At 68.3% G+C, this 12827-nt stretch carries 15 protein-coding genes; 14 read left to right on the top strand and 1 reads right to left on the bottom strand.

What is annotated here, in order from left to right; translation table 11 throughout:
* The 3 genes from IFT54_RS20580 to IFT54_RS17490 are packed head-to-tail and all read left to right on the top strand — an operon-like array spanning position 1 to position 2004.
* Complete coding sequence (locus IFT54_RS20580; protein ID WP_342354858.1) at positions 1 to 747, top strand: tetratricopeptide repeat protein; 747 nt, start codon at positions 1 to 3, stop codon at positions 745 to 747.
* Positions 741 to 1424, top strand: coding sequence for a Fe2+-dependent dioxygenase (locus IFT54_RS20575; protein ID WP_192071535.1), 684 nt, complete (start codon positions 741 to 743; stop codon positions 1422 to 1424). The genes IFT54_RS20580 and IFT54_RS20575 overlap by 7 nt, the downstream gene beginning before the upstream one ends.
* Positions 1417 to 2004 (top strand): DUF922 domain-containing protein, encoded by a 588-nt coding sequence (locus IFT54_RS17490; RefSeq protein WP_192071534.1) that lies wholly within the window; start codon positions 1417 to 1419, stop codon positions 2002 to 2004. The genes IFT54_RS20575 and IFT54_RS17490 overlap by 8 nt, the downstream gene beginning before the upstream one ends.
* A gap of 4 nt (positions 2005 to 2008) precedes the next feature.
* Here IFT54_RS17490 and IFT54_RS17485 read toward each other — a convergent pair whose 3' ends face one another.
* Positions 2009 to 2533, bottom strand: coding sequence for a J domain-containing protein (locus tag IFT54_RS17485; protein WP_081877806.1), 525 nt, complete (start codon positions 2531 to 2533; stop codon positions 2009 to 2011).
* Between the two features lie 122 nt (positions 2534 to 2655).
* Here IFT54_RS17485 and IFT54_RS17480 point away from each other — a divergent pair, with 122 nt between their 5' ends.
* The 11 genes from IFT54_RS17480 to IFT54_RS17430 all read left to right on the top strand — a co-directional run bounded on the left by IFT54_RS17480 (position 2656) and on the right by IFT54_RS17430 (position 12748).
* Entirely contained in the window at positions 2656 to 2943 is a 288-nt protein-coding gene (locus tag IFT54_RS17480) for a BolA family protein (RefSeq protein ID WP_031396501.1), read from the top strand.
* Positions 2943 to 3650, top strand: a complete 708-nt coding sequence (locus IFT54_RS17475) for a glutathione S-transferase (protein WP_192071557.1) — start codon at positions 2943 to 2945, stop codon at positions 3648 to 3650. Before IFT54_RS17480 ends, IFT54_RS17475 begins: the two co-directional genes overlap by 1 nt.
* Positions 3651 to 3792: 142 nt before the next feature.
* Positions 3793 to 4239: an NUDIX hydrolase gene (locus IFT54_RS17470; protein WP_342354857.1), complete on the top strand. Its 447-nt coding sequence runs from the start codon at positions 3793 to 3795 to the stop codon at positions 4237 to 4239.
* The gene (locus IFT54_RS17465; protein ID WP_192071532.1) at positions 4229 to 5128 is read left to right on the top strand and encodes a pirin family protein; all 900 of its coding nucleotides are present in this window, start codon (positions 4229 to 4231) and stop codon (positions 5126 to 5128) included. The genes IFT54_RS17470 and IFT54_RS17465 overlap by 11 nt, the downstream gene beginning before the upstream one ends.
* 147 nt (positions 5129 to 5275) lie before the next feature.
* The gene (locus IFT54_RS17460; RefSeq protein ID WP_192071531.1) at positions 5276 to 6151 is read left to right on the top strand and encodes an alpha/beta fold hydrolase; all 876 of its coding nucleotides are present in this window, start codon (positions 5276 to 5278) and stop codon (positions 6149 to 6151) included.
* 148 nt (positions 6152 to 6299) lie between these two features.
* Positions 6300 to 6779, top strand: a complete 480-nt coding sequence (locus IFT54_RS17455) for an RcnB family protein (RefSeq protein ID WP_031441073.1) — start codon at positions 6300 to 6302, stop codon at positions 6777 to 6779.
* Positions 6780 to 6877: 98 nt separating this feature from the next.
* On the top strand, positions 6878 to 7543 hold the full coding sequence (gene hisG, locus IFT54_RS17450) for an ATP phosphoribosyltransferase (RefSeq protein WP_037530845.1): 666 nt from the start codon (positions 6878 to 6880) through the stop codon (positions 7541 to 7543).
* The gene (hisD, locus tag IFT54_RS17445) at positions 7540 to 8835 is read left to right on the top strand and encodes a histidinol dehydrogenase (RefSeq protein WP_192071530.1); all 1296 of its coding nucleotides are present in this window, start codon (positions 7540 to 7542) and stop codon (positions 8833 to 8835) included. Before hisG ends, hisD begins: the two co-directional genes overlap by 4 nt.
* Positions 8836 to 9041: 206 nt before the next feature.
* Positions 9042 to 9497 (top strand): transcription antitermination factor NusB, encoded by a 456-nt coding sequence (gene nusB / locus IFT54_RS17440; RefSeq protein ID WP_031396492.1) that lies wholly within the window; start codon positions 9042 to 9044, stop codon positions 9495 to 9497.
* Between the two features lie 110 nt (positions 9498 to 9607).
* The gene (gene thiL, locus IFT54_RS17435) at positions 9608 to 10495 is read left to right on the top strand and encodes a thiamine-phosphate kinase (protein ID WP_192071529.1); all 888 of its coding nucleotides are present in this window, start codon (positions 9608 to 9610) and stop codon (positions 10493 to 10495) included.
* Positions 10496 to 10591: 96 nt separating this feature from the next.
* On the top strand, positions 10592 to 12748 hold the full coding sequence (locus IFT54_RS17430) for a sodium-translocating pyrophosphatase (protein ID WP_192071528.1): 2157 nt from the start codon (positions 10592 to 10594) through the stop codon (positions 12746 to 12748).
* Positions 12749 to 12827 lie beyond the last annotated feature (79 nt).

Here is a 12827-nt window from a genome sequence, read left to right as displayed (position 1 = left end):
GTGACGGCGCTAGACATACTTTCGCCCGACGCCATCGCCGCGCGCCTCTCCGGCAGTCCGGAGGAGTGCGCGGCGTTCGTGCGCGAGGCGGCGGAAGCCGGCGTGGCGGAGGCACAGGCGGTGTACGGGCAGATGCTGCTCGACGGGACCGGCGTCGCGGCCGATCCGGCTGCCGCCCTGGCCTGGTTCATCAGGGCGGCGGCGCAGCATCACGTAATGGCGCTCAACATGGTCGGGCGCTGCTATGATCTCGGCTGGGGCACGCCGGTCGACAAGGCGCGTGCGGCCGAATGCTACCGGGTCGCGGCTGCGCGCGGGCTCGACTGGGCGATGTACAATTACGCGACGCTGCTGGCGCTGGGCGACGGCGTGCCCGAGGACAGGCCGGCCGCGCTCGCTTTGCTGGAGAACGTTGCCGCGATGAACACAGGGCTTGCCAGCGCGAAGGCGATCAACTTCGTCGGCAGCTTTGCCGAGGATGGCTGGGCCTGCCCCCGCGACCTCGCGCGTGCCGCGGCCTGCTATGCCCGCGCGGCAGAGGGCGGCGATTTCCGCGGCTGTTTCAATCATGCGCGGATGCTCGGTGCGGCGGGCGAGATCGACGCCGCGCTCGGCTGGCTCGAACAGGCCGGCGCGCGGGGCAACGCCGCGTTCGTGACGAAGGCGCAGGCGTTTCTCGCGGCCAGCGACATCGCGGCGTTCCGCACGCGCGGCGTCGCGGCGTTGCGGGAGGGCGCGCAGTGCTGATCGCGATTCCGGACGTGCTCGATCCCGCCGGCGTCGCGCGGGTCCGTACGTTGATCGACGCGGCCGAGTGGGTCGACGGCAACGCGACCTCGGGCACGCAAAGCGCGCTCGCCAAGCGCAACGAACAATTGCCAGAGGAGTCCGCCGCGGCGAAGGATGCCGGCGGCATGATCCTCGACGCGCTGGGGCAGTCGGCGCTGTTCATCGCCGCCGCGCTGCCGCTGAAGGTCTTCCCGCCGCTGTTCAACCGCTATGCCGGCGGGCAGGATTTCGGGCTGCATGTCGACACCGCGATCCGTATCCGCCGCGGCAGCGATTTCCGGATCCGCAGCGACCTGTCGGCGACGCTCTTTCTCGAGGACCCCGCCGACTATGACGGCGGCGAGCTGGTGATCGAGGATCAGTTCGGGCCGCAATCGGTCAAGCTGCCCGCCGGGCACATGGTGGTCTATCCCGCCTCCAGCCTGCACCGGGTGACGCCGGTGACGCGCGGCGTGCGGACCGCCTCGTTCTTCTGGCTGCAGTCGATGGTCCGCGACGACGGCGCGCGCCGGATCCTGTTCGATCTCGATCAGGGCGTACAGGCGGTCGCCGCTGCGCAAGGGATGGCCGACCCGGCGACGATCAGGCTGACCGGCGTCTATCACAATCTGCTCCGTCGCTGGGCCGATGCGTGACCACGCCCTGCCGATCCAGTCCCTCGTCGCGCTGGTCGCGATCGCGGGGCTCACCGGCCAGTCGAGCGCGCAGGCTAACATAGCGTTTGCCGGAATACCGGACGTGACGATCGACTATTACCCGGTCGATGGCGGCGATGCGATGGCGATACGCCGGGCGATCGACGCCGCCCGGCCGACCGATGCGCATGACGGCCGCCGGGTCGATGCGCTGAGCAGCTGGGACCTGCGCTGGTCCTGGCCGCGAACCAGACGCGGCGGCTGCGATCTCGCGGCGGCGACGATCCGCTACAAGGCGACCGTGCGCATGCCGCAACTCGCCGCGACCGCCCGGCTGACCGCCGCCGAGCGCGCCGATTGGGACCGCTACGTCGCGGCGCTCGCCCGGCACGAAGCGGGGCATGTCCGCTACACCTATCGCCACCGCGGCGACATTTTGGCTGCGATCCGGGGGGCGACCTGCCGGACCGCGGACGCCGCCGCACGGGCCGCGCTGGCCGGGCTCGACGCCTATCATGTCGCCTATGACCGCGAGACGGCGCATGGCACCAAGGACGGGGCCAGCTTCCCCGCGCCCTGACCCGTCAGGCGAACGCCGCGGCACCCTTCAGATGCTGATAGGCGGCGATGACCTTCTGCAGCTCCGATTCATGCGCCCGGTCCCCGCCATTGCGGTCGGGATGATAGCGCCGCACCAGTTCGCTATAGCGTTTGCGCAGCGCGGTGCGGTCGGTGTCGGTCCCCAGCCCCAGCACGCGCAGCGATCGCCGCTCGCCATCGGACAGCACGCGACCGTCCTTGCGTGCGGCCGCCATCCGCTCACCGAACCGCGCGCCGATCGCGTCGATCGGGTCGGCAAAGTCCGCCCATTTGGGCGGCGTGTCGCCGCCGCCATGCGCAAAGGCCCGCGTCTCGCGTTCCCATCCCGCCATCGGCCGCTGCGCATGGTGGATCTCGTCCGCGGTCATCCCGTCGAAATAATTATAGCCTGCGTTGAACGCGCGGACATGCTCGAGGCAGAACCAGCGGAATTGCGGCGGCCCGCCATCGCTCGGCCCCTCGAGCGGTGGCGCACGGAATTCGCCGGGTTCGGCACAGCCCGGCCACATGCACACACGCCCGCTGCCCTCCACGCGCCCGTGAAAACGGGGGCTGGGCCGGTCCTTGCGCTCTTTTCTCGCGTCTTGCGTCACCGGCTCCCCGTCTATCCAAAACGGGCTATATAGGTCGGATGACAGACCTCGCCACCGGCTCCGTACAGGACCAGATCACCGCGCGCCTCACCGCCGCGCTCGCCCCGACCCATCTGACCGTCGTCAACGAGAGCGCGCTGCATGCCGGACATATGGGCGACGACGGCACCGGCGAGACGCATTTTCGTGTCGAGGTGGAAGCACCGGCGTTCCAAGGGCTTAACCGCGTCGCCCGGCAACGCCTGGTGAACCACGCGCTCGCCGAACTGCTCAGCACGCAGATCCACGCGCTCGCGATCAAGGCGCGCGCGCCCGGAGAGGCATGATGGCCTATACGCTCTGGTACTGGCCCGGCCTTCAGGGCCGCGGCGAATTCGTCCGGCTCGCGCTCGAGGGCGGCGAGATTCCGTATGCGGATGCGGCGCACGATGGCGGTGCCGAGGCGCTGATGGCCGATCTGAACGACCGCACCGGTCGCACGCCCTTCGCCCCGCCCTATCTCGAACTCAATGGTCTGGTGATCGCACAGGTCGCCAACATCCTGATGTATCTGGGCGAACGCCACGACCTCGCGCCGTCGAACATGGCCGATCGGCTGTGGCTCAACCAGCTCCAGCTGACGATCGCCGATCTCGTCGCGGAGGTCCACAATGTCCACCACCCGGTCGCGATGATGGACTATTACGCCGACCAGAAACCCGAGGCGGCGCGCGCCGCGAAGCAGTTCCGCGAGCAGCGGCTGCCCAAATTCCTCGGTCACTTCGACGATGCGGCACAGGCCAATCCGGGCGAATGGCTGATCGACCACCGCTGGACCTATGCCGACACCTCGCTGTTCCAGATCGTCGAGGGGCTGCGCTACATGTTCCCGCAGCGGATGCGCACGCTCGAACCCGATTATCCCAACCTGACCCGCATCCGCGACCAGGTCGCCGAGATCCCCGCTATCAGGGCCTATCTGAACAGCGACCGGCGGATCGCGTTCAACACCGACGGCATCTTCCGCCACTATCCCGAACTCGACGCCGCATGAGCCTTGGTCGCTTCCCGACATCCAACACCTCCCCGGCGAAGGCCGGGGTCCAGTTGGGGGACAGGCATAACGATGGGCGGTCCGTTGCCATATCGACCTCTCCAACTGGACCCCGGCCTTCGCCGGGGAGGTGCCTCGGGCTGTGAGAACCCCGCGCCCCGCCGCGCGCATCCTGCTCGTCGATGCGCAGGACCGCGTGCTGATGTTCCGCTTCACCCCCGACGATCGCCCGCCGCTCTGGTGCACGCCGGGTGGCGCGGTCGATCCGGGCGAGAGCTATGCCGCCGCCGCCCGCCGCGAGCTTTGGGAAGAGGTCGGGCTCGACATGGATTGCGGCCCCGAAGTCGCGCGCCGCGTCGTCGACTTCCGCACCTTCGAGGGCGTCGAGGTGACCGCCGACGAACGCTATTTCCGCGTCGACGTGGATACGTGCGACGTGGCGGCGGGCGGGCTCACCGATCAGGAACGCAAGCTGCTTGTCGGTCACCGCTGGTTTTCCCGAAACGACATCGCGGGGCATGACGAAGTCCTCTATCCAGCGGACCTCATCGAACTCCTCGACGCCACGGAGACACGCCATGCTGGATGATTTCGTCCTCCAGACCATCCTGCCCTCGACGCATGATCTGGGCGGCTTCAAGGTCCACCGCACCTTGCCGAACAAGGACCGGACGATGGTCGGCCCGTTCCTGTTCTTCGACCAGATGGGCCCCGCGCATCTTGAGGTCGGTACGGGCATCGACGTGCGCCCGCATCCGCACATCAACCTGTCGACCGTCACCTATCTGTTCGACGGCGCGATCGACCACCGCGACTCGCTCGGCACGAAGGCGCGGATCGAGCCCGGCGCGGTCAATCTGATGATCGCGGGTCACGGCATCGTCCATTCCGAACGCTCGCCCGGCGACGAGCGCGCCGGCGGGCCGAACCTGTCGGGTATCCAGACATGGCTGGCATTGCCCGAGGCGGTCGAGGAGATCGATCCCGCCTTCGAACACGTCACCAAGGCGCAGCTGCCGGTGATCGAGGCGCATGGCGCGCGCTCGCGGATCATCATGGGAAGTCTGTGGGGGCAGAGCGCGCCGACCACGACCTATTCGGGCACGATCTACGCCGACATCGCGCTCGATCCCGGCGCGAGCGTGCCGATCGACGCGGCGGCGGAGGAGCGCGCGGTCTATCTCGCCATGGGCGAGGCGACGCTGGAGGGCGTGCCGCTCGAGCCGCAGGTGCTCTACGTGCTGCGCCCCGGCATCGCGGCAACGCTGCGCTCGGCGACCGGCGGGCGGGCGATGCTGTGCGGCGGCGATGCGTTCACGACGCCGCGCCACGTCTGGTGGAACTTCGTCAGCTCGAACCGCGACCGGATCGAACAGGCGAAACGCGACTGGAATGCGGGCAATTTCCCGAAGGTCCCGGGCGACGAGAAGGAACGGATCGAGATCCCGGCGATACCCAAGACGGTCAGCTACCCCTGACCCGCAGATGGATCCTCCCCCGCCAGGGGGAGGATCGCAAAATGGATCCGGCCCTTGTCCCGCCCTGCGCGGTACCGCACACTCCCCCTATCGGTGGAGACCATATCGACCCCCGGCCAGATCCGGGGCACCACGCGGGAGAGAGACATGACCGAGCTGCAGAGCCTCCGACTATCCACCGGCGTCGACCTCGACGTCGCGATCAGCGGCGATCCGGCGCATCCGCCCGTCATCCTCCTCCACGGCTTCCCCGAATCGCACCGCACCTGGCGCCACATCGCCCCCGATCTCGCGCGCGACCATTATGTCATCGGCCCCGACCAGCGCGGCTATGCGCGCTCGTCGAAGCCCGAGGGCGTCGCCAATTACACCCCCGACAAGATCGTCGCCGACCTGCTCGCGCTCGCCGATCAGCTCAAGATCGACCGCTTCACGCTGGTCGGGCATGACTGGGGCGGCGCGGTCGCCTGGATGGCCGCGCTCCAGCATCCCGATCGGATCGAACGGCTGGTGATCGTCAACGCGCCCCACCCGCTCGTCTTCCAGCGGACGATCTTCGACGATCCCGAACAGCGCAAGGCGAGCCAGTATATCCGCCGCTTCCGCGACACGAGCATCGACCAGGGCCTCACCGGCACAGGGCTCGAGAAGTTCCTCGGCTCGACCTTCGCGCATCACGTGACGCAGGCGATCGCGGGCAAGGACAAGGCCGCCTATCTCGACGAATGGTCACAGCCCGGCGCGATGACCGCGATGCTCAACTGGTACCGCGCCAGCGCGATCGTCGTCCCCGCGATGGACGAGACACCGCCCCGCCCCGCCTTTCTCGACGCACCCTTCCCGCCGATGAAGATGCCGGTCCTGGTGATCTGGGGCATGCGCGACACCGCGCTGCTGCCGAGCCAGCTCGATCTTGCCGACTATGTCCCCGAGCTGACGATCGAGAAGGTCGATGCGGGCCATTTCGTCCCCTGGGAAAAACCCGACGCGGTGATCGCCGCAATGCGCCGCTGGGGGATCTGACTCCCCCTTTGTCAGGATGACGGCAGTGGAGGTACGCCTGACCGCCACCTGTCTGAATCCTGACCAGCACATTCTGAAACCGTTCAGCGGCCGGGGAGCAAATCCCCTGTCATGCCGTTTGATACGGCGTCGAAGACAGGAGAGCATTATGCGTAAGATCATCCTCGCGGCCGTAGCCGCCGCAACCTTGGTCCCCACGTTTGCCAGCGCGCAGAGCTATGGCGAAGTCCGTCGCAGCGACCGTGAAGTGCGTCAGAGCCAGCGCGAACTCCAGCAGGCGCGCCGTTTCGGCGACCGCGGCGACGTCCGCGATGCCCGCCGCGAACTTCGCGAAGACCGTCAGGAGCGCCGCGAGGACTGGCGTGACTATCGCCGCAGCCACGCGAACGTCTATCGCCGCCCCGCCTATGTTGGCCCGCGCGGCTATCGTTATCGCCCGATCAATGTCGGCCACCGGTTCGCGCCGCAATATTATGGCCGCAACTACTGGATCAACGACTATCAGACCTATCGCCTGCCGCGCCCGGGCTTCGGCTATCAGCGCTGGGTCCGCTACGGCCGCGACGTCGTCCTGGTCGACACGCGCAACGGCCGCGTCGCACAGGTCAACAACGGCTTCTTCTACTAAGGCGCCACGACGGCCCGGGAGCGATCCCGGGCTGTATTGTTGTGGCGATCGGGGCGATCCGGTTGCACCCTCCCCAGCCCGATCGTAAAGCCCGGCGCGTGCCAGACTCCCAGATCATCATCGCCGTCCCGAAGGGACGTATCCTCGCCGAGGCTTTGCCGCTGCTCGCCCGCGCCGGCATCCATCCCGAAGCGGCGTTTTCGGACGAGGACAGCCGCGCGCTCCGCTTCGCGACCAACGACCCCGACATCTCGCTGATCCGCGTCCGCGCGTTCGACGTCGCGACGTTCGTCGCACACGGCGCGGCGCAACTCGGCATCGTCGGCTCGGACGTGATCGCGGAATTCGGCTATTCCGAACTCTATGCCCCGGTCGATCTCGGCATCGGTCATTGCCGCCTGTCGGTCGCCGAGCCCACCGCAATGGCGGCGAAGGACGATCCGCGCGGCTGGAGCCATGTCCGCGTCGCGACCAAATATCCGCACGTCACCGCCGCGCATTTCGCCGCCCGCGGCGTCCAGGCCGAATGCGTGAAGCTGAACGGCGCGATGGAGCTCGCCCCGACGCTTGGCCTCGCGCCGCGCATCGTCGACCTCGTCTCGTCGGGCCGGACGCTCAAGGAAAACGGCCTGGTCGAGGTCGAGCGGATCATGGACGTCACCAGCCGTCTGGTCGTCAACCGCGCCGCGATGAAGACGCGCGCTCGGGTGGTGCCGCTGGTCGAGGCGTTCCGTCGTGCCGTCGAGCAGGAGCAGGCCGCATGATCCGCCTTTCCACCACCGACGCCGACTTCGCCGACCGCTTTACCGCGCTCGTCGAGGATCGCCGCGAATCGGATGCAGGCGTCACGCAGGACGTCGCCGCGATCATCGCGTCCGTCCGCCACGACGGCGAGACCGCGCTGCGCGACCTGACGCAGAAGCACGACCGCCACGACCTCGAAGCGACCGGCTGGCAGATCGACGCCGCCGACTGCAAGGCCGCGTTCGACGCGCTCGAGCCCGAGCTGCGCACCGCGCTCGAACTCGCCGCGACGCGGATCCGCGCCTATCACGAGAAACAGCGCCCGACTGACAGCGACTCGGTCGACTCGGCGGGTGTCCGGCTCGGCGCACGCTGGCTGCCGGTCGACGCTGCGGGCATCTATGTCCCCGGCGGCCGCGCGGCCTATCCCTCGTCGCTGCTGATGAACGCGATCCCCGCCAAGGTGGCAGGCGTCGGTCGTCTCGCGATGGTCACGCCGACCCCCGACGGCCAGATCAACCCGCTCGTCCTCGCCGCCGCGCATCTCGCGGGTGTCGACGAGGTCTGGCGCGTCGGTGGTGCGCAGGCCGTCGCCGCACTCGCTTACGGCGCCGGCCGGATCGCGCCCGTCGACGTCATCACAGGCCCCGGCAACGCCTGGGTCGCGGAGGCCAAGCGCCAGGTTTACGGCGTCGTCGGCATCGACATGGTCGCAGGGCCCTCCGAAATCGTCGTCGTCGCGGATGCGCTCAACGACCCCGAATGGACCGCCGCCGACCTGCTCAGCCAGGCCGAGCACGACACCACGACGCAATCGATCCTGTTCACCGACGACGCGGCGTTTGCCGACAAGGTCGCCAACGCGGTCGATCGCCAGCTCAGCGAACTCGCCACCGAGGCGGTCGCGCGCGTCGCCTGGGATGCGAACGGCGCGATCATCGTCGTCGACACGCTGGCGGACGCGATCCCGCTGGTCGACCGGCTCGCCGCCGAGCATCTCCAGCTCGCCATCCCCGACCCGCAAGGGTTCTTCGACCGCATCCGTCACGCGGGCTCGGTGTTCCTCGGCCGCTACACCCCCGAGGCGATCGGCGATTACGTCGCCGGCCCGAACCACGTCCTGCCGACCGGCCGCCGCGCGCGGTTCGCCAGCGGGCTGTCGGTGCTCGACTTCATGAAGCGCACCAGCTTCCTCGCGCTCGACGAAGCCGCGCTGCGTGAACTCGGCCCCGCCACCGTCGCACTCGCCAACGCCGAGGGTTTGCCGGCCCACGCAAAATCGGTGGCGCTGCGGCTTCGCCTCAACCACTGATTTTTGTTCGCGCGGAGGCGCGGAGGCGCGGAGATGTTGTATACGGCGCAGCGGCCCTTCGATCATCGGCCAATGAGGTGATCAGAGCGGCTGCGCCGCATGCAACACCTCCGCGCCTCCGCGCGAACCAATCTTCTTCACCCCCCCACGCGTAAGATACGCGAAGGGCTGACACGCAAGCCCCCCGCGCGTACAGGCAACCGCTTATGTCCAGAACCGCTCCCCGCACCAAGGCACGCGCCGCCGCGCGACTCGCCGCCGTCCAGGCGACCTATCAGCATGAGATGGAGGGCACCGCGATGCCCGTCCTGCTCAACGAATTCCACCAGCACCGGCTTGGCGCGACGATCGAAGACGTCGAATATGCCGAGGCGGACGTCGATTTCTTCGACGACCTCGTGACCGGTGCGAATGCCCGCAGCGGCGAGATCGACCTGCTGATCGAGGGCAAGCTGGCCAAGGGCTGGACGCTCGCGCGGCTCGACAAGCCGATGAAGGCGATCATCCGCGTCGGCACGTATGAACTGCTCGCGCGCAAGGACGTGCCGGTCGCCGCGGTGATCAGCGAATATGTCGACGTCGCGCACGCCTTTTACGACAAGCGCGAATCGGGCTTCGTCAACGGCCTGCTCGACGGCATCGCGAAAGAGGTTCGGGCGTAAACGCCCTCTCCCCTTGGGGGAGAGGGTCGGGGTGAGGGGCAGTTCCGGGCGATGCGCTGTGTGGCAGCCCCTCACCCCAGCCCTCTCCCCCAAGGGGAGAGGGAGCAGGAATGACCGAAGCCGAGTTCATTGCAGCCCTGCGCCGCCTCCCGCTCCACCCAGCGGCGCGCGGCCTGAACGACGACACCGCGCTGCTCGACGCAGGGCCGCTCGTCGTCACCACCGACACGCTGGTCGAGGGCGTGCATTTCCTCCCCATCGACCCCGCGCAGGATGTCGCGTGGAAGCTCGTCGCGACCAACCTCTCCGATCTCGCCGCCAAGGGCGCGGTTCCCGAGGGCATCCTGCTCAACTACCCGCTCGGCGACGACGCATGGGACCGCGCGTTCCTCGATGGCCTCGCCGACGTCCTCGCTACGTTCGACACGCGGCTGATCGGCGGCGACACGGTCACCCTCCCCCCGGAAGCACCGCGGATCCTCACCGTCACCGCCTTCGGCAGCGACGCCGCCGCCCCCGCCCGCGCTGGCGCGAAGCCGGGGGACGCGCTCTACGTCACCGGCACGATCGGCGATGCCGGGGCAGGACTGGCGATCGCGCTCGGCAAGCATGGCCCGGCCGAGCTGCTCGCCGCGTATCGCCGCCCGCAGCCCCGGCTCGCCGATGGCCGCCGCCTCGCCCGCCACGTCCATGCGATGATGGACGTGTCCGACGGGCTGCTCATCGACGCCGCGCGCATGGCGCTGGCAAGCGGCCTCGCGGTCACAATCGATCTCGCCGCCATCCCCCTCTCCAACGCCTATCGCATGTTTTCGGGCGATCGGGTCGCGGCAGCGACCGCAGGCGACGACTATCAGCTGCTGTTCGCCGCTCCCGAAGATTTCGCCACCGATGCCACCCGAATAGGGGCGTTCTTGACGGGATCGGGGCTGGTCCTTCACGATGCCGGCACGCCCGTCCCGCTGCCGCCAAGTCTAGGCTATGAGCACCGCGCCTGACGGTCGCTTGCGCAATACCCCTGCACTGATAGGTTCCTTGGACGGGACTCGGCAAAGCCGAGACCGGGGAGGAACTGAAAAAAGGGATAGTGCCGTATGACGACCGTCTATCTGGCCATGATCTGCGGCGTCATCGCCGTCCTATATGGCTTCGTCACCAGTCGGCAGGTCCTCGCCGCATCCCCCGGCAACGCGAAGATGCAGGACATCGCCGCCGCCATCCAGGAGGGCGCAAAGGCCTATCTCGGCCGCCAGTACACCACGATCGCGATCGTCGGCGTCATCGTCGCCGTCATCCTGCTCGCCACGCTGGGCATAATCTCGACGATCGGTTTCGTCATCGGCGCGGTGCTGTCGGGGGTCGCGGGCTATGTCGGCATGAACATCTCGGTTCGGGCGAACGTCCGCACCGCAGAGGCCGCGCGCACCTCGCTCCAGGCCGGGCTGACGATGGCGTTCCGATCGGGCGCGGTCACCGGCATGCTCGTCGCAGGGCTCGGGCTGCTCGCGATCAGCGCCTTCTTCTGGTACCTGACCGGTCCCGCGGGTCACGCGCCCAACGACCGGATCATCGTCGAGGCACTGACCGCGCTCGCCTTCGGGGCCTCGCTGATCTCGATCTTCGCGCGGCTCGGCGGCGGCATCTTCACCAAGGCGGCCGACGTCGGCGCGGATCTGGTCGGCAAGGTCGAGGCGGGCATTCCCGAGGACGATCCCCGCAACCCCGCGGTCATCGCCGATAATGTCGGCGACAATGTCGGCGACTGCGCGGGCATGGCCGCCGATCTGTTCGAAACCTATGTCGTCACATTGGGCGTCACGATGATCTCGATCGCGTTGCTGATCCAGGCGAGCGGCGCCGAGCTGATGCGGCTGATGACGCTCCCGCTGCTGGTCGGCGGCGTGTGCATCGTCACCTCGATCATCGGCACCTACATGGTCCGGCTCGGCGGCGGCAGCATCATGGGCGCTCTGTACAAGGGCTTCTTCACCTCGACGATCCTGTCGATCCCCGCCATCTACCTCGCCACGCAATACGTGCTCGGCGACCTCCACCGCGTGATCGGCGGCGCGGGCTATCTCGATCCCGCGACCGACGACCTGACCACCCAGGCCGCACCGTCGCTGACGCAGAGCTTCACCGGCATGGACCTGTTCTGGTCGATGATGATCGGGCTGGTCGTCACCGGGCTGATCGTGTGGATCACCGAATATTATACCGGCACCAACCACCGCCCGGTCCAGTCGATCGCCAAGGCATCCGAGACCGGCCACGGCACCAACGTCATCCAAGGCCTCGCGATCAGCCTCGAATCCACCGCGCTGCCCACCCTTGTTATCGTCGTCGCGGTGATCGTCGCCTACCAGCTTGCCGGGATCATCGGCATCGCCTTTGCCGCCACCGCGATGCTCGCCCAGGCGGGGATGGTCGTCGCGCTCGACGCCTATGGCCCGGTCACCGACAATGCCGGCGGGATCGCCGAGATGGCGGGCCTGCCCGACGACGTCCGGCAGAAGACCGACGCGCTCGACGCGGTCGGCAACACCACCAAGGCGGTGACCAAGGGCTATGCGATCGGCTCGGCCGGGCTCGCCGCGCTCGTCCTGTTCGGCGCCTATACCACCGACCTCGCGACCTATTTCCCGCAGGTCACGGTCGATTTCAGCCTCAGCAACCCGTACGTCATCGTTGGGCTGCTGCTCGGCGCGCTGCTCCCCTATCTGTTCGGCGCGTTCGGGATGACCGCGGTCGGCCGCGCGGCGGGCGCGGTCGTCGAGGAGGTCCGCGCGCAGTTCCGCGACAATCCCGGCATCATGCTCGGTACCAGCCGCCCCAATTATGCGCGCACCGTCGATCTCGTCACGAAGGCGGCGATCCGCGAGATGATCGTGCCCTCGCTGCTGCCGGTGCTGTCGCCGATCGCGGTGTATTTCATCATCACCGCGGTCGCCGGCCAGGCCTCGGGCTTCGCCGCGCTCGGCGCGATGCTGCTCGGCGTGATCGTCTCGGGTCTGTTCGTCGCGATCTCGATGACGAGCGGCGGCGGCGCCTGGGACAATGCCAAGAAATATATCGAGGACGGCAACCACGGCGGCAAGGGATCTGAGGCGCACAAGGCCGCGGTGACTGGCGACACCGTCGGCGATCCCTACAAGGACACCGCCGGCCCGGCGGTGAACCCGATGATCAAGATCACCAACATCGTCGCGCTGCTACTGCTCGCCGCGCTGGCCGGCGGCGGGGTGGGCTGACTCGACGATCCTCCTCCGCAAGGGGGAGGTAGCAGGTGCAGCCTGACGGAGGGGGCGGCACGCGCTGCCCCCTCCGTAA

Source organism: Sphingomonas sp. CFBP 13714 (assembly GCF_014842205.1).
In the GTDB taxonomy this organism is placed as follows: Bacteria; Pseudomonadota; Alphaproteobacteria; order Sphingomonadales; family Sphingomonadaceae; genus Sphingomonas; species Sphingomonas aerolata.
The sequence above is the reverse complement of the archived record's forward strand: the minus strand, read 5'-3'. Positions and strand labels throughout refer to the sequence as shown.

Bases quoted from the DNA above. Each gene is read 5' to 3' on its own strand.
- IFT54_RS17490 (WP_192071534.1), top strand. From the start codon at position 1,417: ATGCGTGACCACGCCCTGCCGATCCAGTCCCTCGTCGCGCTGGTCGCG.
- IFT54_RS17485 (WP_081877806.1), bottom strand. From the start codon at position 2,533: ATGTGGCCGGGCTGTGCCGAACCCGGCGAATTCCGTGCGCCACCGCTC.
- IFT54_RS17480 (WP_031396501.1), top strand. From the start codon at position 2,656: ATGACAGACCTCGCCACCGGCTCCGTACAGGACCAGATCACCGCGCGC.
- IFT54_RS17475 (WP_192071557.1), top strand. From the start codon at position 2,943: ATGGCCTATACGCTCTGGTACTGGCCCGGCCTTCAGGGCCGCGGCGAA.
- IFT54_RS17465 (WP_192071532.1), top strand. From the start codon at position 4,229: ATGCTGGATGATTTCGTCCTCCAGACCATCCTGCCCTCGACGCATGAT.
- IFT54_RS17460 (WP_192071531.1), top strand. From the start codon at position 5,276: ATGACCGAGCTGCAGAGCCTCCGACTATCCACCGGCGTCGACCTCGAC.
- IFT54_RS17455 (WP_031441073.1), top strand. From the start codon at position 6,300: ATGCGTAAGATCATCCTCGCGGCCGTAGCCGCCGCAACCTTGGTCCCC.
- hisD (WP_192071530.1), top strand. From the start codon at position 7,540: ATGATCCGCCTTTCCACCACCGACGCCGACTTCGCCGACCGCTTTACC.
- nusB (WP_031396492.1), top strand. From the start codon at position 9,042: ATGTCCAGAACCGCTCCCCGCACCAAGGCACGCGCCGCCGCGCGACTC.
- thiL (WP_192071529.1), top strand. From the start codon at position 9,608: ATGACCGAAGCCGAGTTCATTGCAGCCCTGCGCCGCCTCCCGCTCCAC.
- IFT54_RS17430 (WP_192071528.1), top strand. From the start codon at position 10,592: ATGACGACCGTCTATCTGGCCATGATCTGCGGCGTCATCGCCGTCCTA.